We start from the raw sequence: 23,725 nt of genomic DNA, 5'->3' as shown, positions 1-23,725 counted from the left end.
CATCGTTCCCAGTCGGCGCGTGCGATATCAGCGTCCCTCGCAGGAGGCCGTTCCGATGCACGCCTTTTTGCAGGGAACGTCCTATGTGCGATCAGCAGATTTTATACGGCAGAAAGAAGCTAGCAAGCACAATTGCCGTTCTTGCCTCATTTGTGATGATTGCGGGCTGCGCGACCAAGGGTCAAAAGCCGACCGAGACGTCAGACATTGCGCCCGCCGCGCAGCCGACGGCAGCGGAGCAGCTCGCGGCCGATATGAACAACAAGGCCGCTGCCCGGCGACGCAACGCCGACCTCGCCTATCGCGACCCGCTGGTACATAGCGTCAACGGCACGCGCCAGCAGATCGTCGCGCAGCAGAATCAGGCGCTCTATCCGGCGCCTATGGAAACTCCCCCCGAGGGGCAAACCGGTATTGCCGGGCTGGTCACGCAGCCGACCGGCGTCAATGCGAGCAGAAGCAGCATATTTTCCGCACCGCCGCCCATTGCCGTCAATCCGGATGGGACGCTTGCCAAGGCCGGAGCCGACGGAGCCCAACCCATTACGCCGATGATGCGCAGTGTCTACAGCACACCGCCAACGGCGATGCAGGCAACGGCGCCGCAGGCGACGGATACCGCCGCGCCGAACGCTCGCACCTCGGCAGAGATGCTGCCGCCGCCCGTCATCCGCAATGCAACCTCGCCGGCTGCGGGTTCGCCACAGCCGATTGCCCAGGTAACGGCGTCCGGAGCGGCAGCAACGCCGAGCCCGAATGTCCATGAATTGAACGGTAGACAGGCGGCCGCCCTCGCCCAATTCATCGCCTCGAAGAACCAGCCGCAGAACGGGAAGCTGCTGGTGCAGCCGGTGCAGGGCGCGACCGGGCAATAAAGAGCCTACGTTTCAAAGGATTCTTCACAATCACTGGCAAGGGCCTGTTAAGGCTCGCTTATTCAGCGTCGGCGGTAGTTTCACCCATCTGTCATTTTTCCACAAAAAAGCAAAATTGCCGCTTGCGGGAATGAAATCGCCCCGCTATAAGCGCGCCACACAACAGCTGAACGCGCCCTTCGTCTATCGGTTAGGACGACAGATTTTCATTCTGTAAAGAGGGGTTCGACTCCCCTAGGGCGTGCCACTGTTGTTCTTTCCCATAGACAATTCATTTAAGCTACCGCTTGCGGATGTGATAGGCTGTTCCTATTTACACCGCGCAGCATGCGCCCTTCGTCTATCGGTTAGGACGACAGATTCTCATTCTGTAAAGAGGGGTTCGACTCCCCTAGGGCGTACCAATCGCGCGGCTCAACGTTTTCCACAGTCACCTCGAAAAATCTTCGGCTAGTCATGGATTTTTCTGCGATTTTCCTCGTTTTTCCGCTTGCGGGAATGAAAGGTGCTGACTATAAGGGCGCCACAGCACGCGCCCTTCGTCTATCGGTTAGGACGACAGATTTTCATTCTGTAAAGAGGGGTTCGACTCCCCTAGGGCGTGCCACTGTACCTTCCTCTTAAATTTATGATTTTTCTCGCAAAACGCGGGTATGTATCGGCGTATCCGTGCGTGATTTGCGTTACGGAGCCTTCGCCGCATCCGTGACGCGAAGCTGCACACGCCGGCTACCCTGCCAGTGATCGGCACCGAGCGTGCCAGCAACGTGGATCTGTGCACCGCGCGACGACATCAGCAGCTCACCCAAGGGCGTCTCGGCCGCACGGAAGGCGATGCCATCCACTCGGCCGCCGTCCATCGCTTCAAGCGTGATCTTGATATGCGACTGACCGACGAGGCGGGAATCGCGCAGTCTGTGGCTCGGAAGGGCGAAGACGGGCTGCGGATGGCCCGAGCCATAGGGACCGGCTGTCTCCAGCCTATCGATCAGCTCCACAGTCGCGCCGCTTGCGCCGAGCGCACCGTCGATCTTCAACGTTTCGTTGGCAACGAGCCCTGCTACCTGTTTCTCCGCCTTCTCCGTGAAGAAAGCGCGCAGCTTGCCGAGGTTGCTTCGCTCCACCGTCAGACCGGCCGCCATCGCATGGCCGCCGCCCTTGGCCAGCAGACCGGCATCGACGGCTGCGCGCACCATGCGACCCATGTCGAAGCCGTTGATGGATCGGCCGGAGCCTGTGCCCTTGCCCGACGGATCGAAAGCGATGGCGAAGGCCGGCCGGCGGAATTTGTCCTTGAGGCGCGATGCAATGAGGCCAACGATTCCCGGATGCCAGTTCTCGCGCGCCGTGATGATGACGGAAGCGCCGTCGCCATTGCCATATTCCGCCAGCGCCTCGGCCTCGGCCTCCTGCAGCATGGCGGCCTCCATGGCCTGTCTCTCGCGATTGAGCTCGTCCAGCTTCGCGGCGATCGTGTCGGCTTCGCCACCATCGGCCAGCGTCAGCAGGCGTGCACCAAGAGCAGCATCGCCGATACGGCCGCCGGCATTGATGCGCGGGCCAATCAGGAAGCCGAAGTGATAGGGTGTGACGGGACCATTGAGACCGGCTTTGCGAAAGAGCGCCGCGAGCCCGAGATTGCCCTGATGGCGGGCGGCGATCAGTCCTTTGACGACATAGGCGCGGTTGAGGCCCTTCAGCGGCACGACATCGCAGACGGTCGCGAGCGCGACGATATCGAGCCAGGCAAGCAGGTCGATCGAACGCACGCGGGAATCACCGGCCTCGCGCAGCAGCCGTAAGGCTGCGACCAAAACCATGAAGACCACCCCCGCGGCACAGAGATGCCCCTGCCCCGAAAGATCGTCTTCGCGGTTCGGATTGACCAGCGCATGGCATGGCGGCAGCTCATGCGCCACCTGGTGGTGATCGATGACGACGACGTCGATATTACGCGCCCTTGCCGCATCAAGCGATTCGAAGCTGGTGGAGCCGCAATCGACGGTCACGATCAGCGTCGCGCCATTGTCGATAAGCTGATTGATGGCCGTGGGATTGGGGCCGTAACCCTCGAAGATACGATCGGGAATATAGATGCTGGCCGGGACGCCGAAATGGGTCAGGAAGCGATAGAGCAGCGCCGAGGAGGCAGCGCCATCGACATCGTAGTCGCCGAAGATCGCGACCGTCTCGCCCTTGCTGATCGCATGCAACAGCCGTCGTGCGGCCTTTTCGCAATCGGTCAGCAGATGCGGGTCCGGCATTAAGCCGCGGATGGTCGGATCGAGGAAGGCCATGGCTTCATCCTGCCCGACGCCGCGGCCGGCAAGCACGCGGGCAATCAGTTCAGGCAGACCATGCGTCTGCGCAATGGCGAGCGCCCTGTTCTGGCCGGCCTGATCGAGCCTGGATACCCAGCGATTGCCTGATACCGAGCGCTCGACACCCAGAAATGCCCGCTGAACTGGATCGACCGGTTGCTCCACCATCTCTCCCGGAATTTGAGAGCGGCGTCCCTTTGAGGCACGCCGCCGCTGCTGAGACTATTCTTTCGGCCGCTCGATGCGGATGACCTGCGGCTCGCCGACGAGATAGCCTTCGTTCTTGATTGCCGCAACCGCCTTGCGCACCGAATCCTCCGTCGTCGCGTGGGTGACGAGGATGATCGTCTGGTGATCGGATGGCGCCAGATGCTGCTTGGAGCGCTGGACGATCGATTCGAGCGAAATATGGTTTTCCGCCATACGGGTCGCGACGCTGGCAAAGACGCCGGTACGGTCAAGCACGGTCAGGCGGATGAAATAGCCGCCTTCATGGCTCTGCATCTGCGCCTTGCGGTAGGGCTCCAGCGCCTTGGCGGGGTGCCCCAGCACCGGGACACGCTGCTCGCCCGGCCGGCTCTTGGCGATATCAGCGATGTCGCCGAGCACGGAAGATGCGGTGGCATTGCCGCCGGCACCGGGGCCGACCATCAGCAGTTCGCCGAGAATATCGGATTCGATCGCCACGGCATTGGTAACGCCATCGACCTGGGCGATGACCGAATCGAGCGGCACCATGGTCGGGTGCACACGCTGCTCGATGCCGCTTTCGGTGCGCTGGGCGACGCCGAGCAGCTTGATGCGGTAGCCGAGATCGGCGGCAGCGCGGATATCCTCGATGGAAACGTTGGTGATGCCCTCGAGGTAGATATCATCGGCCGCAATGCGGTTGCCGAAGGCAAGCGTCGTCAGGATGGCAAGCTTATGAGCCGTGTCATTGCCCTCGATGTCGAAAGCCGGATCGGCCTCGGCATAGCCGAGACGCTGCGCTTCCTTGAGGCAATCGGCGAAGGACAGGCCTTCTTTCTCCATCCGGGTCAGGATGTAGTTGCAGGTGCCGTTCATGATGCCATAGACGCGGGAAATCGTATTGCCCGTCAGGGATTCGCGCAGGGCCTTGATGACCGGGATGCCACCGGCAACGGCTGCTTCGAAATTCAGCAGGGCACCCTTCTCTTCGGCGATCTGCGCGAGCTCGACACCGTGATAGGCAAGCAGCGCCTTGTTGGCGGTGACGACATGCAGGCCGCGTGCAAGCGCTGCGCGCACAGCTGCATTGGCCGCGCCCTCGGAACCGCCGATCAGCTCGACGAAGACGTCGATATCGGCCTTCTGCGCCAGATCGACCGGACCGCCGAACCATTCGATGCCTGTTAGATCGATGCCGCGATCCCGCGTGCGATCGCGCGCCGTAACAGCGACGATCTTGACGGGACGACCGCAGGTAACGGCAAGCTCGTTAGCGCGGCTCTGGATGATGCGGACGAGCGAGGCACCAACGGTACCCAAGCCCGCAATGCCGATTTTGAGGGCATCTGCCATGGAAAATTCCTGATCAGTATTGGGACGGCAGCCGCGGAAACGGCTGCCGCACGATATTATGAACGATGAGCGTTCAGCGAAATCACATTGTGCATGGCCTCATCCGCGGTGGAGAGGAAACGCTTCAGATTGCGCGCCGCCTGACGGATGCGATGCTCGTTTTCAACAAGCGCTATGCGCACGTAATCGTCGCCCTGCTCGCCGAAGCCGATACCTGGAGCAACTGCGATGTCGGCTTTCTCGACCAGTAGCTTGGAGAATTCCAGCGAGCCGAGATGACGGAACTTTTCCGGGATCTTCGCCCAGGCGAACATGGTCGCCGCCGGCGGTGGCACGTCGAAGCCGGCCTTGCCGAAGCTGTCGACCAGAACGTCGCGACGGCGCTTGTAGATGTTGCGAACTTCGGCGATGTCGGAGCCGTCACCATTCAGCGCGTGGGTCGCCGCCACCTGGATCGGCGTGAATGCACCGTAATCGAGGTAGGACTTCACGCGTGTCAGCGCCGCGATCAGCCGCTCGTTGCCGACTGCGAAGCCCATGCGCCAGCCGGGCATCGAGAAGGTCTTCGACATCGAGGTGAACTCGACGGTTACGTCGATAGCACCCGGGACCTCCAGCACAGACGGCGGCGGCGCGTCGTCGAAGTAGATTTCCGAATAAGCCAGATCCGAAAGCACGATAATGTCGTGCTTCTTAGCGAAAGCGACGACTTCCTTGTAGAAGTCCAGCGTCGCCACATAGGCTGTCGGGTTCGAAGGATAGTTCAGGATGAGCGCGAGCGGCTTCGGGATCGAGTGGCGCACGGCCCGCTCCAGCGGCGGGAAGAAGCTGTCATCCGGCTCGACCGGGATCGAGCGGATCACACCGCCGGCCATCAGGAAGCCGAAGGCATGGATCGGATAGGTCGGGTTCGGGCAGAGGATCACGTCGCCGGGCGCAGTGATCGCCTGCGCCATATTCGCAAAGCCTTCCTTTGAGCCGAGGGTGGCGACCACCTGCGTATCTGGATTGAGCTTCACGCCGAAACGGCGGGCATAATAGGCGGCCTGCGCGCGGCGAAGGCCAGGAATGCCCTTGGAGGAGGAATAGCGATGCGTGCGCGGATCCTGAACCACTTCGCACAGCTTGTCGACGATCGCCTTGGGGGTGGGAAGATCTGGATTGCCCATGCCGAGGTCGATAATGTCCGCCCCGCCCGCTCGCGCGCTCGCTTTCAAACGATTGACCTGTTCGAAAACGTAGGGCGGCAAACGCCGGACTTTATGAAACTCTTCCATTTCTTTCCCCATGGGACAGCGGCCCTCAAAACCGCGCTGAAGTTCGTTGATCTCCCGGCCAGCCGCGATACGAACTTGGGACTCGCGGCGCCGTATTCATGCTATCTCGAAAGATAAGGTGAATCTTGGGCGCTTATGCACGCAAAATGCAATCCGCCCGTCAAGATACATCCAATTTCGGCCTATCCGAACGCTTTGCGTCCAAATCGCCTGAAACGCAAGGCTAATTCTGCGTTTGGGCAGGCTGCGTGCCGCTCTCTTTTTGAATTTCCTGCAGCGTATCCTGGCCATGTTCGGCAGCGAGCTTGCGCATTTCGGCGACGCGCTTCTGGTACTCGGCCTCCGAAATCGTGCCAGCCTTGCGCTGCGATCCGAGCGCCGTCAGCTGCTTGACCAGATCGCCCGCCTGCTGATCGTTGATCTGGACGTTTGCAGCGGTCGGCGGCGCGTTGAAGGAAGGATAGCCGTCCTTGTAATATTGCTGCGTGCTGGTTTCCACCACCGGCGTGCCCTTGGCGGGCTTTACGATGACAGCCTGAGGCGGCTGCTTGCGCTTGGCGAAGGCCGCCTTTTCCTCGGGCGTCGAGCAGCCCGCGAGCGTCAATGCGAGAATTCCGCACATTGCACCGCAGAGTACGGAATACCGGTTCAGTCTTGCCACCATGCCGCCGCCCATAATTGTCTTCCTGCGCTATTCCTTGCTGTGGGTTGCGACTGTTAAATTTGTCGCAGCAGCAAAGCAAGAGCAGGGTTGCGTTTCATTCGACTTGTATTCCTTTTCCCGCAAGATGTACAAATGGAAAACAAGACACGAGCTGCCGCCGGGAGGATGATGCGTGACCGACAGCAAGCGGGACAAGAATGAAGGTAATGGCGGCTTTCCCGGCTTTGATCCAAAGTCAGTCGAGCCTTACATCGTCAAGGATCCCGAAGCGATGGCCGTCAACTTTGCCCGTGCGCTGGAAAATCTCGGCAAGGCGGCCTCCGCCTGGCTTGCGCCACGCGAGCGCGGCGAGAAGGTCGATACGGTTGCCGATCCCTTCACCGACATGGTCAAGACACTCTCCAAGGTCGGAGAGTACTGGCTTTCCGATCCCCGCCGGACGCTGGAGGCGCAGACTCATCTGCTTTCCGGCTATTTCGGCCTGTGGACGAAGACCATGCAGCGCCTCAGCGGCGATTCGTCAGCCGAAGCCGAACCTGTGAAGGACAGGCGCTTTGCCGATGAGGACTGGCAGAAAAATCCTTTCTTCGACTTCCTGAAGCAGACCTATCTTCTGACGTCGAACTGGGCGGAAAAGCTGGTTGGCGAAGCGGAAGGACTGGACGAACATACGCGTCACAAGGCGGCGTTTTATACGAAGCAGATCACTGCCGCCTTCTCGCCGACCAATTTCATCGCGACGAATCCGCAGGTCTACCGCGAAACCATCGCCTCCAATGCCGAGAATCTCGTGCGCGGCATGAAGATGCTGGCGGAAGATATCAGCCTCGGTCACGGCGAGCTGCGGCTGCGACAAACGGACATGACGAAATTCGCTGTTGGCCGCGACATGGCACTCACCCCGGGCAAGGTCATTGCGCAGAGCGATGTCTGCCAGGTGATCCAATATGAGCCGGCGACCGACAAGGTCTTGAAACGGCCGCTGCTGATCTGCCCGCCCTGGATCAACAAATTCTACATTCTCGATCTCAACCCACAGAAATCCTTCATCAAATGGTGCGTGGAGCAGGGTCACACGGTCTTCGTGATCTCCTGGGTAAACCCGGACCATCGCCATGCGACGAAGGACTGGACCTCCTATGCCCGCGAGGGCATCGATTTCGCCCTGGAGGCGGTCGAAAAGGCAACGGGCGAGCAGGAGGTCAATGCTATCGGATATTGCGTCGGCGGCACGCTACTTGCAGCCACGCTTGCCCTCCATGCCAAGGAAAAGAACAAGCGCATCCGAACGGTCACCTTCCTGACGACGCAGGTCGATTTCACCTTTGCTGGCGATCTGAAGGTTTTCGTCGACGAGGAGCAGATCGCAGCGCTCGAAGAGCAGATGAATGTGCTCGGCTATCTCGAAGGCTCGAAGATGGCGACGGCTTTCAACATGCTGCGCGCCTCCGAACTGATCTGGCCCTATTTCGTCAATAACTATCTGAAGGGGCAGGAACCCCTACCCTTCGACCTCCTGTTCTGGAATGCCGATTCGACGCGCATGGCCGCGGCCAACCATTCATTTTACCTGCGCAACTGCTACCTCAACAATGCATTGAGCCAGGGCAAAATGGTGCTCGACGGCAAGACGCTGTCGCTGAAGGACGTACGCATCCCCGTCTACAATCTGGCGACGCGCGAAGACCATATCGCGCCGGCCAAATCGGTCTTCGTCGGCAGCCAATGTTTCGGCGGTCCGGTGGAATTCGTCGTGACCGGCTCCGGTCACATTGCCGGTGTCGTCAACCCGCCCGACAAGCACAAATACCAGTTCTGGACAGGCGGCCCGTTGGGCGGAGACTATGAGGATTGGCTCGCCGAGGCAAAGGAAACGCCTGGCTCCTGGTGGCCACATTGGCATGCCTGGATCCTCGAGCAAGACCATCGCATGACGGCTGCGCGCAAACCCGGCGGCAAGGCCCTCAATGCGCTGGAAGAAGCACCCGGCAGCTACGTCCTGGAACGGGCGTAGGCAGTCGCCGATTATGCAATTTCCTTCGCCTCTCGTCCCTGCCCGCCTGATTTCCCGCTACAAGCGCTTCCTCTTCGATGCCGAGCTGGAGGACGGCACCTTCATCACCGGCTCCTGCCCGAATACCGGATCGATGCTTGGGCTGACGACGTCCGGTTCGCGCATCTGGCTTTCCGAGCACGAGGGCGCGAAGCGAAAATACCGCCATGTCTTCGAATTGATCGAAGCCGACGACACGACCGTCGGCGTCAATACCGCCATGCCGAACCGCATTGCAGCCGAAGCGATCGCGCTCGGGCAAGTCTCCGATCTCGGGGAGTACACGATGGTCAAACGCGAGCAGAATTACGGCCGCAACTCCCGCATCGACCTGCTCTTGACCGACCCTTTGCGGACAACCACCTATGTCGAGGTGAAAAACGTCCATTTCATGCGGCAGCCCGGTCTTGCAGAGTTCCCCGATACGGCGACGGCACGCGGCGCCAAGCATCTGGAAGAACTCGGCGATATGGCCGAGGCCGGCTACCGCGCCGTTATGTTGTTCGTGATCCAGCGCAATGATTGCCATCGCTTCCGCATCTGCGGTGATCTCGATCCGGTCTACGCGAAGGCCTACCATCGCGCATTGGCGCGTGGTGTCGAAGTCTATGCGCTGAAATGCAGGGTTTCGCCGACGGAAATCGCGCCTGCCGGGTTGATCCCGATAGACGAACCCGGCATAGCTGCATTAGAACAGTTTAAGATCTCTATCGAAGGCTAGTCATGGTGAATTACATCGAAGCCGCAACGGCGCCGGCGAAAAATACGGGTGCTATCCGCATCTACGGAGAGGACGCCTTTGCCGGAATGCGCAAGGCTTGCCAGCTGACCGCGCGCTGCCTCGATGAACTCACCGCGATCGCCAAGCCCGGCGTGCCCACCGACGTCATCGACCGTTTCGTCTTCGAATTCGGCATGGATCACGGCGCCTATCCGGCGACGCTGAACTACCGCGGCTACATGAAATCCTCCTGCACGTCGATCAACCACGTCGTCTGTCACGGCATTCCCAATGACAAGCCGCTGCGCGAGGGCGATATCGTCAATATCGACGTGACCTATGTGCTCGACGGCTGGCACGGTGATTCCAGCCGCATGTATCCGGTTGGCGAAATCAAGCGATCGGCCGAACGGCTTCTTGAAGTCACCTATGAATCTCTGATGCGCGGCATCGCCGCCGTTCGTCCGGGTGCCCGCACGGGCGCCATCGGCGAAGCGATCCAGACCTATGCCGAGGGTGAACGCTGCTCGGTCGTGCGTGACTTCTGCGGCCACGGCGTCGGCAGCCTCTTCCACGACTCGCCGAACATCCTGCACTACGGCCGCGTCAATGACGGCCCGGAACTGCGCGAAGGCATGATCTTCACCATCGAGCCGATGATCAATCTCGGCAAGCCGCATGTGAAAGTGCTCGGCGATGGCTGGACCGCCGTCACTCGCGACCGTTCGCTCTCGGCGCAGTACGAGCATACGGTCGGCGTCACTGCGACGGGCTGTGAGATCTTCACCCTGTCGCCCGGCGGCCTCGACCGCCCCGGCTTGCCGCCGCTGCAGGGATAATTCATGGCGAAACGTCCCGCTTCTTCCAATGGACATGGTGACATGCCCCTCGAAAGAGGCGGGAAGCCGGAGACTTTAGAAGAGGCTCCGCTGCTCGACGAGCGGCTGTTCTTCCCCCAACAGACTGTCAAGCCGGCCTCGCAGACCACCAAATCCGCCCCGATGGCCAAATCCGCGCCAGCCAATGGCGAAGCCCATTATCATGGTCACCGCGAACGGTTGCGCAATCGCTATCGCGACGGTGGCGACGCGGCGTTGGCCGATTATGAAATCCTCGAGCTGCTGCTCTTTCGGCTGATCCCGCGTCGCGACACGAAACCCATCGCCAAGGCCTTGCTCACCCGCTTTGGCACGCTTGGAGGCGTGTTCGGTGCGCCGGTCGGCCTGTTGACCGAGGTCAGTGGCGTCGGCGATGCGGTCGCGCTCGACCTGAAGCTGGTCGCGAGCGTCGCACAGCGTATGCTGAAGAGCGAATTGACGGGCAAGCCGGTGCTCTCCTCCTGGAAAGCGCTTATCGATTATTGTCATGCCGCCATGGCGCACGAAGCCCGCGAGCAATTCCGCCTACTGTTTCTCGACAAGCGCAATGCCCTAATCGCCGACGAGGTACAGGGCTTCGGCACCATCGATCATACGCCGGTCTATCCGCGCGAGGTCGTCAAACGCGCACTCGAACTCTCCGCCTCGGCGGTGATTCTGGTCCACAACCACCCGTCGGGAGACCCAACCCCATCCCGCGCCGATATCGACATGACAAAGACCATCATCGATACCGCCAAGCCCTTGGGAATCACTGTTCACGACCATGTTATCATTGGAAAAAACGGCCACGTCAGCTTCCGGGCATTGCGATTGATCTGAAATCACCGAACGATTCCTAAGATTTTTAGTTAAAAATACAGCTCACACTTTTGATATATTTATATTTTTTAAAGCAGCCGACACTTCCGATTTTTCGAAGTGGCTGTGACTCGCCAATCCCCGTCAGTTACCATTTTTCAGTTCAGCGTCAGGATCATCTGGCAGAAGGATCGCGGCTATCGCAACGGCAAGCCTGCCGGCGGAAGTTGCTGTTTTGATTTAACCAATCCGCCTCAGTGGTCGACCCGATCCGGAGATCGCATGCAGAAGACATCGCCGACACTTGCCTCTCGCCTTTGCCGTTTTGGCCGTGGCGCGTTCGTTGCCTCGATCGGTTTCGCGGCAATCGCTGGCGGCTTCTATGCTCACATGCTCTGGACGACGAATTTCCATCCGGTCATCGCCGGCGAGCTCTACCGCTCTTCACAGCCATCGGCCAGCAACATCGCCGAGTTTCAGAAGCAATACGGTATCAAGACCATTATCAACCTGCGCGGCGACAATAGCGGGCACCATTGGTATGATACCGAAGTTGCTCAGGCGAAAGCGCTCAACATCGACCATATCGATTTCCACATGTCTTCGGGCCGCGAGCTGACACAGGAACAGGCGGCGCAGCTTGTCGAGATCATGCGGAATGCGCCGAAGCCGATCCTCATTCATTGCCAGGCCGGGGCCGACAGAACCGGCCTAGCCTCGGCACTTTACCTCGCCGCCATTGCCAAGACGAATGAGGCTACCGCAGAGGGCCAGATGTCGATCATCTATGGTCACCTGCCGTTCTCCTTCACCCGTGCCTATGCCATGGACCGTACCTTCGAGAAGCTGGAACCCTGGCTTGGCCTTTCAGCGTCCTGAGCGCCAAACTTCCCGTTAGATAATCTGTAACATTGAGCCGCTACCGGTTGACGGAGTGCATGTTGCATTGCGACATTGATTCCCTAGTCCAGTCATCCGAGGCTTCCCGATGGACCAATTCGATCTCCTAGTCGTGGGTAGCGGCCCTGCCGGCCGCAGAGGCGCTATCCAGGCCGCCAAACTCGGCAAGAAGGTGCTCGTCGTCGAGCAAGGCAAACGGGTCGGCGGCGTTTCGGTCCACACCGGCACCATCCCTTCGAAGACATTGCGCGAAACGGCGCTCAACCTTTCGGGTTGGCGAGAACGCGGCTTCTACGGCCGCGCCTACCGCGTCAAACAGGAAATCAGCGCCGAAGATTTGCGCCGCCGCCTGCTGATCACTCTCGACCACGAGGTCGAGGTGCTTGAGCATCAGTTCGCCCGTAATCGCGTCCAGCATATTCGGGGCAAGGCAAGCTTCGTCGATCCGCAGACGATGCAGATCGTCAAGGATGATGGCGAAGTCGTCACCGTGTCCGCCGCCAGCATTCTGCTTGCAGTCGGCACCAAACCTTTCCGTCCGGATTACATGCCGTTCGACGGTAAGACGGTTCTCGACAGCGACGAACTCCTCGATATCCAGGATCTGCCGCGATCGATGGTCGTCATCGGCGCCGGCGTCATCGGCATCGAATACGCCACAATCTTCAGCGCGCTCGACACGCAGGTGACGCTGATCGATCCGAAATCCACCATGCTCGATTTCATCGACAAGGAGATCGTCGAGGATTTCATCTATCAGCTGCGTGATCGCAACATGAAGCTGCTGCTCGGCCAGAAGGCCGAGAAAGTGGAGCGCCTGGCGAACGGCAAAGTCGAACTGACGCTCGACAATGGCCGCCATATCACCACCGACATGGTTCTCTTCGCTGCCGGCCGCATGGGTGCCACGGATACCCTCAATCTTGCCGCTGCCGGCCTCGAGGCCGATGCGCGCGGCCGCCTGAACGTCAATCCGGAGACTTTCGCCACCAAGGTTCCGCATATCTTCGCTGCAGGCGATGTCGTCGGCTTCCCGAGCCTTGCCTCCACGTCGATGGAACAGGGCCGCATCGCCGCCCGCGTCGCCGTCGGTGCGATCGCCAAGGAGCCGCCGAAATACTTTCCCTACGGCATCTATGCCGTGCCGGAGATTTCCACCTGCGGTCTCTCGGAGGAAGAGGTCAAGGACCGGCACATTCCCTATGAATGCGGTATCGCCCGCTTCCGCGAGACGTCGCGCGGCCATATCATGGGCCTCGATACCGGCCTCTTGAAGATGATCTTCTCGTTGAAGACACGCCGCCTGCTCGGCGTCCACATCGTCGGCGAAGGCGCCACCGAACTCGTGCACATCGGCCAGGCCGTGCTGAACCTCAAAGGCACCGTCGAATATTTCGTCGAAAACACCTTCAACTATCCGACGCTCGCGGAAGCCTACAAGATCGCCGGCCTCGACGCCTGGAACCGCATGGGCGACATCAAGTCGGAGATTTGAGCGCGTCCGTGAAACCTCACCCTAAGTGAGGCCGATAGGTCTCACGCAAGGGCTTCGATCAGGGGCAGGACTTCGGCGAAGGAACAGATGCTGTATTTCGGGGATGGAAGCGTGTCTGGCCAAGAAGTGCCAGCAGCGTAGAATACACCTCGTATTCCCGCCGCCTCCGCGCCCCTGACATCGGCCTCTGGATTGTCACCAACAAAAATGCAGCTTGCCGGGGCCACGCCCAACCGTTCAGCGGCAAGCTGAAAAATTCTCGCGTCCGGCTTCCGCAGGCCGACATCCTCTGAAATGACCACGAGATCCACGGCATCTCTCAGTCCGGTGATCTCAATTTTTGCGGATTGAACGTCGCTATGGCCATTGCTGATGATGGCCGTCTTCAAGCCGTGCCTGCGCAGCGCGGCAAGCATTTCAAAGGCGCCTATCGAGGACCGTGCGAAATGTGGGTAGCGCCTTTGAAAATCAGAGAGCAAGAGAACTCCGCAATCATCGCTCACACCGAGAGCAGCCGCTAACCGCGGATAAAGCTTTTGTTTGTCGACGAGACCTTCCTTCTCCAAGGCAAAGAACGTCGCCTGAAAATTCTGAAAAGTGACGCCCTTCAGTTGATCTTCAAGCCGTTTGAATTGATCCGGCAAGAATGCCATCAGGGCGGCGCGTCGATCGATAAGGGTTTCGTCCAGGTCAAACATTGCCGCTTCAATCAAGTTCGGCCTCCTTCGCCGTTCACCGTGCTAGGCTTCGGGTAGAGACTAAGGCTCTAATGAGAAGTGTCCATTGCAAACGATCGAGTTAGGCTGCAAGCGCTGCCTGAACCGCAAAGGCGATATGGAGCCGGACTAGGCAATATCGACTAAGCCGATGGTGTCAGAAAGCTTCAATGATATCGGCACAACAAAAAAGCCCCGCCGCGAACGGCAGGGCTTCAATTTCAGTCGGAAAGAGAACCGATTATTCGGCGCTGTCTTCAGCAGCCTTCTTCTTCGGAGCGGCCTTCTTCTTCGGAGCGGCAGCTTCTTCCCCTTCGGCCGCAGCTTCAGTCGCTTCAGCCTTGGCCGCAGCCTTCTTCTTCGGAGCTGCCTTCTTGGCAGCTGGCTTGTCTTCTTCTTCGTCGTCAGCCAGCAGCGCTTCCTTGGAAACGGTCTTGTCGGTGACGTTAACCTCGGTCAGCAGATGGTCGATGACCTTTTCTTCAAAGATCGGGGCGCGCAGGTTAGCGGAAGCGCCCGGCGTCTTGCGGAAGAATTCCAGGATTTCCTTTTCCTGGCCCGGGAACTGCTGAAGCTGTGCGTAGAGAGCACGCTGCAGTTCGTCTTCGCTGACTTCGACACCGGCCTTCTCGCCGATTTCGGAGAGAACGAGGCCAAGGCGAACGCGACGCTCAGCGAGCTTGCGGTATTCTTCGCGAGCCTTTTCCTCCGTGGTGTCTTCGTCTTCGAAGGTCTTGCCGGATTCGCTGAGGTCGGTTTCGATCTGGCGCCAGATGCTGGCGAATTCAGCGTCGACGAGCTTCTGCGGCGTGTCGAACTGGTACATTTCGTCGAGCTGATCGAGGATCTGACGCTTGACCTTCTGGCGGGTAACCGAACCGTACTGGCTTTCGATCTGGCCGCGAACGATCTCCTTCAGACGGTCAGCCGATTCGAGGCCGAGCTTGGAAGCGAGTTCGTCGTTGATTTCGACTTCGCCAGGAGCTGCAACTTCCTTGACATTGATGTCGAAGGTAGCTTCCTTGCCGGCGAGGTTCTTGGCCGGATAATCGGCCGGGAAGGTTACGGTGATGACCTTCTCATCGCCAGCCTTGAGGCCGACGAGCTGCTCTTCGAAGCCCGGGATGAAGCGGTTGGAGCCGAGAACGAGCTGCGCGTCTTCGTCCTTGCCGCCGTCGAAGGCAACGCCATCGACCTTGCCGAGGTAATCGATGGTGACGCGGTCGCCGTTGGCGGCCTTGCCCTTCTTGGTCTCGTAGCTGCGGGCGCTTTCGGCGATCTTGAGGATCTGCTCGGTCACTTCGTCTTCGCCGATCTCGGCGACTTCGCGGGTAACCTTGATGCCGCTGACCGGCTTCAATTCGATCGCCGGGATGACTTCGTAAGACAGTGTGAATTCGAAATCGGCCTCGGCGGAGAGGATCTTTTCTGCCTCGTCCTGGTCTTCCGTCATCGCGATTTCCGGCTGGGTGGCCGACTTTTCGCCGCGCTCGGTCAGGATCGCCGGCGGCTGGTCGCGAACGATTTCGTTGACGAGATCGGCCATGATCGACTTGCCGTAGACCTTCTTCAGGTGCGAGACCGGAACCTTGCCCGGACGGAAGCCGTTGATGCGGACCTTGTCCTTGACCTCGGCCAGGCGCTCGTTCATGCGCACTTCCATGTCCTTGGCCGGGATGACCACCTTGATTTCGCGCTTCAGCCCTTCAGCGAGCGTTTCGATAACCTGCATTGTCCTACCTTCATTCATGGCGGCCGTGCCCAGCCTGCCGTTCGTTTCGATGAGCACGACGCCGGAAAATCCCGAGCGTGGCTTGGATGCAATTCTATTTCACCTTGCAAGAGCGCCGCGCATTCAAACAAACGCGCAAAAGGCAGCTCTATCCCGTCACGAGCCAAAACATCTTGTCCACTTCCTCATCGAAAGCGGGATGCTTTGGGCAAGATGGCGCGTCCTGCGGCATTTGGAAGACAGGCTTGGTCAGCCTCCCCCCGTCCACAAGACAGTGTTGGTGCGGGTAGAGAGACTTGAACTCCCACGCCTTGCGGCACCAGAACCTAAATCTGGCGTGTCTACCAATTTCACCATACCCGCGTTCCCAAAACCGCATGGCGATGCCTGCCCATGGGGCCTTCCGGAGCGCGGCGTCTCTATATCACCCGTTTCAAACCACGCAAAGGAAAAATGACGGTTCCGCGACGACGCTTAAAGCTTATCGGAGCTCTTCGTGCAGATATCGTCAGTAAAGCGGCTCCTCATAGACCGATTTGCCATCGAGAAGCAGGCTTCTGATATGGGCAACACCGTCAGAAGACACGCGCGCCGCAATGGCGACGCGATTGTCGTTGCGGGCGCTCTCGATATCGCGGCCTTGCCCCTCGGGCACGTAATAGCGTTCGATGCCATAGGTGACCCCGACAATCGCCTGCTGGGGATCGGTGACATCGCCATAGAAAACATAGTCGACAGGCAGGCTTTTGAGCACGACCGTATCAGGTTTCGGATCGAGCTTTCCAAAGGATGATTCGATGATGCCCCAGTAACCGTCATCCTGTCTCTTAAGGCGAACGGACAATATCGCGGCACTTCGGCTCATTTTCGGCGGTCCCTCGACCATCGTCGAGAACGGAACCCGTGAGATGTCGTAGTTCAAGGTAACGTAGTCGCCGCGCAGAAGATCGCGTGGATCGACCGGTGCCGTCTTCAAGAGAATCTCGACGCCGCTCCGCAGGCCCCAAGCTCGCTCGCCGACCATGTAGCCAAGAACTGCCGTCTGCAAAGCGGCAATGACGATGGCAACAATCCAAAGGCGGCGGGAACTAATGGTCGGGCTCTTTTCAGCGATATCGGTCATGCCCGTGTCCCCTGACCGCTATTGCCGGAAAAGCGCCGTTCCAGCTGGATGACCAGCCAGGCGGCAATGGCCACAAGCAAGCCGGCAACGAGGAAGAACCCCGCTGTGCCGATGATCGAGCCTATCGTCTCGCCTGCAAGATAAAGAATTTCGCAGGCAAAGACGAAATAAGCGAGATAACGCACCGCGCCATTGTCGCGGCCACTGAGCGCGATGGCGATCACGGAGCTCGCCAACGTCGCCGCCGCCACGATGACAAGCGGCAATTTATCCTCGACCCAGACATTATTTTCAAAGGAACCGTTGCTGATTTCGGCATGAACCAGGAGAAAGCCGATCGATGCGATCAGAAAGGTGTAGAAAGCCGGCGCGGCGCCGGCCGTGCGGGCGAAGGGCAGGAGCGGCGAAGCGGGAACGCTGACGACGAGAAACGCTGCCATGCCGAGAGCGGCAAACAGGATCGCGGTATTCAATCCCTCATGGCGGCCAAACAGCCATGTCAGCCAGCCGACGAGCATGAGATAAGCCAAATGCCGAGCCATGGGCGCGTCGGCATAGCGGACAAGCGCAATCAGGACGGCAGCCATCAGAGGCGGCATCCAGGGCATGATTCCATACCATTCGTCGAAATGCCCCCAGAGATAGACGCCGCAAAATGCCCAGGCCAGAAAACCGGCGAGCCCGACCTGAGCCGAGGAACGGAACAGGGCCGCCACGATGCAGGCCGCAGCGAACCAGACGAGCATCATTCTCAGTTCATCGCCGGACAGATTGTACATCTGGCCGACCAGTGCCATGGCGCCACCGAAACTCAAGGTGCCGAGAATCAACAATGCAGCGGCGATGATAGAGCGACCTTGGCCTAACAAATATGCAGCCGCGAGATAGAAGGCCCATATCATCGTGACCAGCCCCAGCAGACGGGCAATTCTCGGAATGGTCTCCCAGTTTGCAGATATGAACAGCAAGATCGCAAGGCCGAGAAGCACGGCGGCGATGATGGTCAATACCCGGCCGGCGCTGAAACTCGTCTGGCGGCCATCATACTCGCCGAGGATGGCTCTCGCCGTCCCCGCATCAACCAGGCCCTTGTCGGTCCAGATCTTCAGATCCCGCTCCAGCCTGCCCCTGTACATGCCCGGCCCCCCTCGCTGCGATTCTGCTTGCGACAGAGTTAGCACAAATCGCCGCACAATCGATGCGAGCCGAGCGGTTCTGGCAGAAGCATCGGCTCACAGGAATATGTGCCATATTAATACGGAATTAAGGGATCATGCAGTATCTTCGAGGCTGGTAAATAGATACCGACTGCAGATATGCGCACAGCTCATGCCTCCCATGAAATTATTGCGCTGCACAAATTCGAAAAGTCATACTATTTATCAGACAACAAAACGGCGGTGGCGCGCCGGGCCGATGCAGATCGGAGCAAGCCTGGGGATGGATATCCCGACACAATATTCGGAGCTGCATACTCCTCCTCCCAATGCGCTCCGATCGATTGACGACACTCCTCCTCCCAGTCGTCGATCACCATAAATGACGCCCACCGCATCCCCTCCCGCGGTGGGCGTTATTTTTTACCTCCCCTAAATCGGTTTATGCTGCGCAGATGCGCATATTGGTCAGCGGACTGCAATCGAAAGGCCGCATGGCAGTTCGCAGCAGATTCGAGCCCTCCAAAACAGCAAGGCCGGCGAAAACACGGCTAAAAGCGGGCCGCCGGCTGCAAACGCTTCGGAATACCCGACATTTGCTCGAAATTGAGTTCCAGCGGCGAACCCGGTTGGCCGCGATATGCATACAAAGCAGCCACCATCTTAGGCAAATCACCCATAAGGCTTGCATTTGGCGCATAGGTGGCATGAAGCTTTCGCGCTTTTAGTTTTCGCGGCGCAGCATATATTTAAATCCATTAGATCGACGACGGAACCAATCACGGAACTGCTCGATCCTTGATCCTCGAAAGGGACTACAATGAACCTGACCCGCTCTTTCAACAACTGGCGCAAGTATCGTCAGACCGTCAACGAACTCGGCCGCATGAGCTCGCGTGAACTGCACGACCTCGGCATCGACCGCGCCGACATCCATCGCGTTGCCCGCGAAGCCACCGGCCGTTAATAGCCGGATAGGCTTCGCCCAATAGCGAAAGCCTTCTCAACGCCCGTTGCGGACCTCCGCGGCGGGCGTTCTTTTTTGCCTATCGACTGAGCAGACGCAGCATAATCGATTCCGCTGCGAGCTATTCCCCATTTGCAAAGCACACAAATTTTGAGCATCGGCTGCTTTTTGGGCGTCATATTGCACAAATGCATGGCAGACGCCTCTTCTTTGCACTGCACAATCAGTCTCTTCGCGCCTATATAGAGTGCAAGCGCTGAGGCGGTAATCGTACCGCCCGCAAACAAGATACTGAGGAAAAGATCATGAACCCGATTCGCATTGCAAAGAACTGGATCAGCTACCGCCGCACTCTGAACGAACTTGGCAACCTCTCCAGCCAGACCCTTTCGGACATCGGCGTCAGCCGTTACGAAATCCGCAACATCGCTGCTCGTTCTTTCCGTTAATAGGAACGGACTGAGCAGACTGCCTCAAGACGGCGCCTTTCGGCGCCGTTTTTGATTCCGGCGATTAGAAGCCCCGTACAATTGCCGCAAGACGTACTGCGCCACGGTAGCCGCGCGCGCCGAGTGGACATAGCCGCTGGCGCCATCACGCGCGATTTTGGAACGGAACCGCCCCCTTTTCATTTACCGGTGGAAACCTTTTAAGCAGGGAGGCGGAGAATGCAAATCCAAGGAATTTACGCCGCGCTCGCGACGGCAAGCATGGAGAAGGCGGAGGCGTTCTATACTCAACTTTTCGAGCGAGAACCTGACGATCGTCCGATGGATGGCTTGATCCAATGGCGCAATGTCGCAGGCGCGAACATTCAAATCTTCCACGACAAAGAGAATGCGGGGCATGGCAGACTAACCATGGTGGTGCCGAAAATGGATGAAGCTCGCAAATCGCTCGAAGACGTTGGCGCAAAGCTCAGGGGTGAATCGCAAGGCAACTATGGAAAGATCGCCCAATTGGTGGATCCTGACGGAAACCGCATCACTCTTGCAGAACCACCCTCAAGGTCTTTCGATAGGTAGCTCGCCCTAAGCAGGCGGACCGGAGACTAAGGTTGCCATAAGACCGCCGCTCAGTTTTGCTCGACATGCCTTAGCAAGGCATTGGATCGCCGGCCCGCCCGTGATAATGACGCGCGCATGACACAGATCACCTCCCACTCCCCCATTCACGTTATCGGCGGCGGCCTCGCGGGCTCGGAAGCCGCGTGGCAGATCGCCAATGCCGGCGTTCCGGTCATCCTGCATGAAATGCGCGGGGTGCGCGGCACGGAAGCCCACAAGACGGACGATCTTGCCGAGCTGGTGTGCTCCAACTCATTCCGCTCCGACGATGCTACCAGCAATGCCGTCGGCGTCATCCATGCGGAAATGCGCATGGCGGGTTCGCTCATCATGGCATGTGCAGACAAGCACCAGGTGCCGGCCGGCGGCGCGCTTGCTGTCGATCGCGACGGCTTTTCGGCCGCCGTGACGCAGGCAGTGCAAACCCATCCGCTGATCACAGTCGTCCGCGAGGAAATTGAAGGCCTGCCGCCAAAGGAATGGGATCAGGCAATCATCGCCACCGGTCCGCTGACGGCACCCGGCCTTGCCAGCGCCATCCAGGCCGAAACCGGCGCGGATGCGCTCGCCTTCTTCGATGCCATCGCGCCCATCGTCTATCGCGACAGCATCAACATGGACATTTGCTGGTATCAGTCGCGTTATGACAAGGTCGGTCCCGGCGGTACGGGCAAAGACTATATCAACTGCCCGATGGACGAGGCTCAATACAATGCCTTCCTCGATGCGCTGATCGCCGGCGATGCCGTTGGCTTCAAGGAATGGGAAGGAACGCCCTATTTCGATGGCTGCCTGCCGATCGAGGTCATGGCGGAGCGCGGCCGTGAGACGCTGCGCCACGGGCCGATGAAGCCGATGGGGCTCACCAATGCCCATAATCCCACGGTCAAGGCCTATGCCGTCGTGCAGCTGCGTCAGGATAATGCGCTCGGCACGCTCTACAACATGGTCGGTTTCCAGACGAAGCTGAAATATGGCGCGCAGGCAGAGATCTTCCGGCTCATTCCGGGCCTTGAAAATGCGGAGTTCGCCCGCCTCGGCGGCCTGCACCGCAATACCTACATCAACTCGCCGACCCTGCTCGACCGCTCGCTGGTGCTGAAATCCCGGCCGGGCCTGCGTTTTGCCGGCCAGATCACTGGCTGCGAAGGCTATGTCGAAAGCGCCAGCATCGGCCTGCTTGCGGGCCGCTTCGCGGCAGCGGAGCGTAAGGGTGAAGCTCCCTCGCTGCCACCGTCCACCACGGCGCTCGGCTCGTTGCTGAACCACATTACCGGCGGCCATATCGTTTCGGACGAGGAGCCGGGCAAGCGCTCCTTCCAGCCTATGAATATTAATTTCGGGCTTTTCCCGGAGCTGGAGCCGGGCTCGATCGTCAAGCCGGAGGGCGTCAAGCGCTTCCGCGGCAAGGACAAGACCATCATGAAGCGGCAGCTGATCGCCAAGCGTGCACTTGCCGACTGCGCCACGTGGCTTGGCGTACAGGCGCCCGTGTTGGCGGAAAGCGCCTGAGCTAAAGCAATTCCAGGAAAAGTGCGAAGCGGTTTTCCGTCCGGAATTGCGTAAATCAAAAGGATAGAGCGTTTCGCGATTCAAAGAAAAGCGCAAACGTTCTAACGGACTTTCATGATCTTCAGCTTGCTGCCGGCGGTGCGTGGTGATCGAGCTTCGCGTCCTCGCCGGCGACGTAATTGCCGAGCAGCCAGAGCGAGACCTCCGCAGCTTCCGTTGGCGTCTTGAACTCGAACGTGCCGTTGTGATGCGGCACATCCAGAAAATCGATCGTCAGCCCATGACCGGTTGCCGAAATCTTGGCGCGCGCCCTGCCCGGCTCGATCAGATGGACGCTGAAATGATTGCGCACGTTGCGCATGAAGCCGGCTTTGTCGTCATGCAGGCGCACGAAGACCGCCTGCCCGTCTGCTGTCGTCTGCAGTTGCCGGATCGCTTCGGTCGGAAAAGCGCGGCCGAATTCCAGAATGGCAAGGCCGGTATCGTACAGGCCATCTTCCTTGTTCTGCGATGCCATGCGCGTCGCGTAATAGGCAATGAAGATGACGATCGCGAACAATATGCACCAGACGACAATACCCACGGCAGATCCCCCTGAAATGCAAATCAAGTGCCGGCCATCTCCATAAACGCCGAGACTTGCGCGAGCTTGGTGTATTTTAGATTTTCTTTGTGATCGATGCTATCGCCATGCGCAGCTGCCGGCGCCATTGCGGCAGCACAAGGGATCGATCGAAGATGCCGGCACCAAGCTTCTGTGCCTTCTGCAGGACAGGCTCGGCCAAGGCAACAGGCAGAAAGGCGGGGAATACCGCCTGCGGTACAGGGCCTGCTGCTTTCGCCTTGGCGAGATGCTCGCGACCAAGACCGGCAAAGGCTTCGACCGCTGCCGAAATGCGCGGCTTGTCTTCACCAGCGAGAAAACTGTCGCGATCTAGCCCTGTCGCCGAGAGAATCTCCAGCGGAAGGTACACCTGGCCGCGATGGCGATTAAGCGGCATCAGAAGCAGCAAGCCGGCGATTGCCTGAGCAACGCCCGCATGGCCGGCGGCATCGGCGGAGCGCTTCGCCTCGCCTGCAGACAAGACCAGGCTTGCAAGCTGGATGAGAGCAGATGCCGTCTCGCCGGCATAGCCTTCCAGGCTGCTGCGGCTTTCCATAGGATCGTCGTAAAGATCGAAGATGCGCGCATCGATCATGTCGATCAGCGTCTGGCGCGGCAAGCGATATTCTTCGATCGCGGTCAGAAGCTCGGAGGCCAGCGGATTGGCTTCGCTCGATCCGTGAGATTGCCCCTCCAGGAGATCGCGCCAGTACTGCATGCGCACCTCGCCGGGCAGCGGCTCGTGCACGAGATCCCGCACGCGCGCCAGCTCTGCATTGAAGGCATAGAGTGCGGCCAGCGCAGGACGCTTCTCTTCCGGCGCCAGCAGGCAGGCGAGATAGCGATCGCGATCGGTGTCGCGAAGCGTTGCGAGGCAGATGTCCCGGTTGCTACGGGGCGCAGCTGTTATTGTCATACCTGGATCCGAATATCAGACGGCGATCAGCGCGGCGGCCACGGCGCGCGATTCGGACAGCATGATGTTGAATGTGCGCACGGCAGCGCCGGTGCTCATCGGGTCGGATGAAATCTGCTTTCCACGCAGGGCAGCCTTCAACTCGGCGGGAAGCGGTCGCAGCTCCATGCCGGTGCCGACGAGCAGCACTTCGATCTCGGCAGCTTCATCGAGAACCTTCTGGAAGCGATCCGGCGTCAGCGCATCGCCCTGCAGCATGTCCCAGCCGTAGATGCCCGAGGGCAGGCAAAGCAGCGAGCCGCGATGCGACATGTCGGCAAAGCGAAAGCCGCCATTTCCGTAAGCATCGATTGGCGCGCGTCCGGGGAAATGCGCGTTTCGGATTTCTATACCTTTAGCCACTG

At 59.4% G+C, this 23,725-nt stretch carries 22 protein-coding genes and 4 tRNA genes; 14 read left to right on the top strand and 12 right to left on the bottom strand.

The genetic code is table 11. From position 1 onward, the window contains the following. The first annotated feature begins 83 nt into the window (after positions 1–83). The 4 genes from AC13QE_RS19465 to AC13QE_RS19450 all read left to right on the top strand — a co-directional run bounded on the left by AC13QE_RS19465 (position 84) and on the right by AC13QE_RS19450 (position 1,482). A complete protein-coding gene (locus AC13QE_RS19465) occupies positions 84–875 on the top strand; it encodes a hypothetical protein (RefSeq protein ID WP_488484900.1) in 792 nt (263 codons plus the stop codon). Positions 876–1,047: 172 nt separating this feature from the next. Continuing rightward, a tRNA-Glu gene (locus AC13QE_RS19460) sits at positions 1,048–1,122 on the top strand. A gap of 82 nt (positions 1,123–1,204) precedes the next feature. Further along, positions 1,205–1,279 (top strand) — tRNA-Glu (locus tag AC13QE_RS19455). 128 nt (positions 1,280–1,407) lie between these two features. Beyond that, a tRNA-Glu gene (locus AC13QE_RS19450) sits at positions 1,408–1,482 on the top strand. Positions 1,483–1,558: 76 nt separating this feature from the next. Here the strand turns inward: AC13QE_RS19450 and recJ are convergent. The 4 genes from recJ to AC13QE_RS19430 all read right to left on the bottom strand — a co-directional run bounded on the left by recJ (position 1,559) and on the right by AC13QE_RS19430 (position 6,691). Beyond that, entirely contained in the window at positions 1,559–3,364 is a 1,806-nt protein-coding gene (gene recJ, locus AC13QE_RS19445) for a single-stranded-DNA-specific exonuclease RecJ (protein ID WP_488484899.1), read from the bottom strand. Positions 3,365–3,418: 54 nt separating this feature from the next. Further along, positions 3,419–4,738 carry a homoserine dehydrogenase gene (locus AC13QE_RS19440; RefSeq protein ID WP_113233384.1) on the bottom strand — a complete coding sequence of 440 codons (1,320 nt, stop codon included), beginning with the start codon at positions 4,736–4,738 and terminating at the stop codon, positions 3,419–3,421. 56 nt (positions 4,739–4,794) lie between these two features. Continuing rightward, positions 4,795–6,015 (bottom strand): LL-diaminopimelate aminotransferase, encoded by a 1,221-nt coding sequence (locus AC13QE_RS19435; RefSeq protein WP_488484898.1) that lies wholly within the window; start codon positions 6,013–6,015, stop codon positions 4,795–4,797. Positions 6,016–6,238: 223 nt separating this feature from the next. Next, the gene (locus tag AC13QE_RS19430) at positions 6,239–6,691 is read right to left on the bottom strand and encodes a hypothetical protein (protein ID WP_015339715.1); all 453 of its coding nucleotides are present in this window, start codon (positions 6,689–6,691) and stop codon (positions 6,239–6,241) included. 160 nt (positions 6,692–6,851) lie between these two features. On the opposite strand from AC13QE_RS19430, the gene AC13QE_RS19425 reads away from it, so the two are divergent. The 6 genes from AC13QE_RS19425 (at position 6,852) to sthA (ending at position 13,527) form a co-directional block, all read left to right on the top strand. Beyond that, positions 6,852–8,693, top strand: a complete 1,842-nt coding sequence (locus tag AC13QE_RS19425; RefSeq protein WP_488484897.1) for a PHA/PHB synthase family protein — start codon at positions 6,852–6,854, stop codon at positions 8,691–8,693. Between the two features lie 13 nt (positions 8,694–8,706). Next, positions 8,707–9,453 carry a DNA/RNA nuclease SfsA gene (sfsA, locus tag AC13QE_RS19420; protein WP_488484896.1) on the top strand — a complete coding sequence of 249 codons (747 nt, stop codon included), beginning with the start codon at positions 8,707–8,709 and terminating at the stop codon, positions 9,451–9,453. Between the two features lie 2 nt (positions 9,454–9,455). Continuing rightward, complete coding sequence (gene map / locus AC13QE_RS19415) at positions 9,456–10,292, top strand: type I methionyl aminopeptidase (protein ID WP_132716486.1); 837 nt, start codon at positions 9,456–9,458, stop codon at positions 10,290–10,292. Between the two features lie 3 nt (positions 10,293–10,295). After that, a complete protein-coding gene (gene radC / locus AC13QE_RS19410) occupies positions 10,296–11,153 on the top strand; it encodes a RadC family protein (protein WP_488484895.1) in 858 nt (285 codons plus the stop codon). 261 nt (positions 11,154–11,414) lie between these two features. Then, the gene (locus AC13QE_RS19405) at positions 11,415–12,011 is read left to right on the top strand and encodes a dual specificity protein phosphatase family protein (protein WP_488484894.1); all 597 of its coding nucleotides are present in this window, start codon (positions 11,415–11,417) and stop codon (positions 12,009–12,011) included. Between the two features lie 109 nt (positions 12,012–12,120). Then, positions 12,121–13,527: a Si-specific NAD(P)(+) transhydrogenase gene (sthA, locus tag AC13QE_RS19400; RefSeq protein ID WP_488484893.1), complete on the top strand. Its 1,407-nt coding sequence runs from the start codon at positions 12,121–12,123 to the stop codon at positions 13,525–13,527. Positions 13,528–13,568: 41 nt separating this feature from the next. On the opposite strand, the gene AC13QE_RS19395 is transcribed toward sthA, so the two are convergent. The 5 genes from AC13QE_RS19395 to AC13QE_RS19375 all read right to left on the bottom strand — a co-directional run bounded on the left by AC13QE_RS19395 (position 13,569) and on the right by AC13QE_RS19375 (position 18,234). Further along, positions 13,569–14,240: an HAD family hydrolase gene (locus AC13QE_RS19395; RefSeq protein WP_488484892.1), complete on the bottom strand. Its 672-nt coding sequence runs from the start codon at positions 14,238–14,240 to the stop codon at positions 13,569–13,571. A 244-nt stretch (positions 14,241–14,484) separates the two neighbouring features. Beyond that, positions 14,485–15,975: a trigger factor gene (gene tig / locus AC13QE_RS19390; protein WP_112338407.1), complete on the bottom strand. Its 1,491-nt coding sequence runs from the start codon at positions 15,973–15,975 to the stop codon at positions 14,485–14,487. A 278-nt stretch (positions 15,976–16,253) separates the two neighbouring features. Further along, positions 16,254–16,338: transfer RNA gene (locus AC13QE_RS19385), tRNA-Leu, on the bottom strand. Positions 16,339–16,483: 145 nt separating this feature from the next. Beyond that, positions 16,484–17,098 (bottom strand): GDYXXLXY domain-containing protein, encoded by a 615-nt coding sequence (locus AC13QE_RS19380; protein ID WP_488484891.1) that lies wholly within the window; start codon positions 17,096–17,098, stop codon positions 16,484–16,486. Then, a complete protein-coding gene (locus tag AC13QE_RS19375) occupies positions 17,095–18,234 on the bottom strand; it encodes a DUF2157 domain-containing protein (protein ID WP_488484890.1) in 1,140 nt (379 codons plus the stop codon). The genes AC13QE_RS19380 and AC13QE_RS19375 overlap by 4 nt, the downstream gene beginning before the upstream one ends. An 841-nt stretch (positions 18,235–19,075) precedes the next feature. Here AC13QE_RS19375 and AC13QE_RS19370 point away from each other — a divergent pair. From AC13QE_RS19370 to trmFO, 4 genes are all read left to right on the top strand, one after another. Beyond that, positions 19,076–19,222: a DUF1127 domain-containing protein gene (locus AC13QE_RS19370; RefSeq protein WP_015339702.1), complete on the top strand. Its 147-nt coding sequence runs from the start codon at positions 19,076–19,078 to the stop codon at positions 19,220–19,222. 305 nt (positions 19,223–19,527) lie between these two features. Next, on the top strand, positions 19,528–19,671 hold the full coding sequence (locus tag AC13QE_RS19365; protein WP_069611985.1) for a DUF1127 domain-containing protein: 144 nt from the start codon (positions 19,528–19,530) through the stop codon (positions 19,669–19,671). 219 nt (positions 19,672–19,890) lie between these two features. After that, entirely contained in the window at positions 19,891–20,247 is a 357-nt protein-coding gene (locus AC13QE_RS19360; protein WP_488484889.1) for a VOC family protein, read from the top strand. Positions 20,248–20,364: 117 nt separating this feature from the next. Further along, positions 20,365–21,801, top strand: coding sequence for a methylenetetrahydrofolate--tRNA-(uracil(54)-C(5))-methyltransferase (FADH(2)-oxidizing) TrmFO (gene trmFO, locus AC13QE_RS19355; protein WP_488484888.1), 1,437 nt, complete (start codon positions 20,365–20,367; stop codon positions 21,799–21,801). A gap of 121 nt (positions 21,802–21,922) precedes the next feature. On the opposite strand, the gene AC13QE_RS19350 is transcribed toward trmFO, so the two are convergent. From AC13QE_RS19350 to AC13QE_RS19340, 3 genes are all read right to left on the bottom strand, one after another. Continuing rightward, positions 21,923–22,384, bottom strand: coding sequence for a hypothetical protein (locus AC13QE_RS19350; protein WP_488484887.1), 462 nt, complete (start codon positions 22,382–22,384; stop codon positions 21,923–21,925). A gap of 76 nt (positions 22,385–22,460) precedes the next feature. Then, positions 22,461–23,321, bottom strand: a complete 861-nt coding sequence (locus AC13QE_RS19345; protein ID WP_488484886.1) for a phytoene/squalene synthase family protein — start codon at positions 23,319–23,321, stop codon at positions 22,461–22,463. A 15-nt stretch (positions 23,322–23,336) separates the two neighbouring features. Continuing rightward, positions 23,337–23,723 carry an Mth938-like domain-containing protein gene (locus tag AC13QE_RS19340; RefSeq protein WP_069611981.1) on the bottom strand — a complete coding sequence of 129 codons (387 nt, stop codon included), beginning with the start codon at positions 23,721–23,723 and terminating at the stop codon, positions 23,337–23,339. Between the last annotated feature and the right edge of the window lie 2 nt (positions 23,724–23,725).

The sequence above is a fragment of the Martinezella sp. CNPSo 3957 genome (assembly GCF_057784395.1).
The sequence above is the reverse complement of the archived record's forward strand: the minus strand, read 5'-3'. Positions and strand labels throughout refer to the sequence as shown.

Bases quoted from the DNA above. Each gene is read 5' to 3' on its own strand.
- AC13QE_RS19465 (WP_488484900.1), top strand. From the start codon at position 84: ATGTGCGATCAGCAGATTTTATACGGCAGAAAGAAGCTAGCAAGCACA.
- recJ (WP_488484899.1), bottom strand. From the start codon at position 3,364: ATGGTGGAGCAACCGGTCGATCCAGTTCAGCGGGCATTTCTGGGTGTC.
- AC13QE_RS19440 (WP_113233384.1), bottom strand. From the start codon at position 4,738: ATGGCAGATGCCCTCAAAATCGGCATTGCGGGCTTGGGTACCGTTGGT.
- AC13QE_RS19435 (WP_488484898.1), bottom strand. From the start codon at position 6,015: ATGGAAGAGTTTCATAAAGTCCGGCGTTTGCCGCCCTACGTTTTCGAA.
- AC13QE_RS19430 (WP_015339715.1), bottom strand. From the start codon at position 6,691: ATGGGCGGCGGCATGGTGGCAAGACTGAACCGGTATTCCGTACTCTGC.
- sfsA (WP_488484896.1), top strand. From the start codon at position 8,707: ATGCAATTTCCTTCGCCTCTCGTCCCTGCCCGCCTGATTTCCCGCTAC.
- map (WP_132716486.1), top strand. From the start codon at position 9,456: ATGGTGAATTACATCGAAGCCGCAACGGCGCCGGCGAAAAATACGGGT.
- radC (WP_488484895.1), top strand. From the start codon at position 10,296: ATGGCGAAACGTCCCGCTTCTTCCAATGGACATGGTGACATGCCCCTC.
- AC13QE_RS19405 (WP_488484894.1), top strand. From the start codon at position 11,415: ATGCAGAAGACATCGCCGACACTTGCCTCTCGCCTTTGCCGTTTTGGC.
- sthA (WP_488484893.1), top strand. From the start codon at position 12,121: ATGGACCAATTCGATCTCCTAGTCGTGGGTAGCGGCCCTGCCGGCCGC.
- tig (WP_112338407.1), bottom strand. From the start codon at position 15,975: ATGCAGGTTATCGAAACGCTCGCTGAAGGGCTGAAGCGCGAAATCAAG.
- AC13QE_RS19380 (WP_488484891.1), bottom strand. From the start codon at position 17,098: ATGACCGATATCGCTGAAAAGAGCCCGACCATTAGTTCCCGCCGCCTT.
- AC13QE_RS19375 (WP_488484890.1), bottom strand. From the start codon at position 18,234: ATGTACAGGGGCAGGCTGGAGCGGGATCTGAAGATCTGGACCGACAAG.
- AC13QE_RS19370 (WP_015339702.1), top strand. From the start codon at position 19,076: ATGAACCTGACCCGCTCTTTCAACAACTGGCGCAAGTATCGTCAGACC.
- AC13QE_RS19365 (WP_069611985.1), top strand. From the start codon at position 19,528: ATGAACCCGATTCGCATTGCAAAGAACTGGATCAGCTACCGCCGCACT.
- AC13QE_RS19360 (WP_488484889.1), top strand. From the start codon at position 19,891: ATGCAAATCCAAGGAATTTACGCCGCGCTCGCGACGGCAAGCATGGAG.
- trmFO (WP_488484888.1), top strand. From the start codon at position 20,365: ATGACACAGATCACCTCCCACTCCCCCATTCACGTTATCGGCGGCGGC.
- AC13QE_RS19345 (WP_488484886.1), bottom strand. From the start codon at position 23,321: ATGACAATAACAGCTGCGCCCCGTAGCAACCGGGACATCTGCCTCGCA.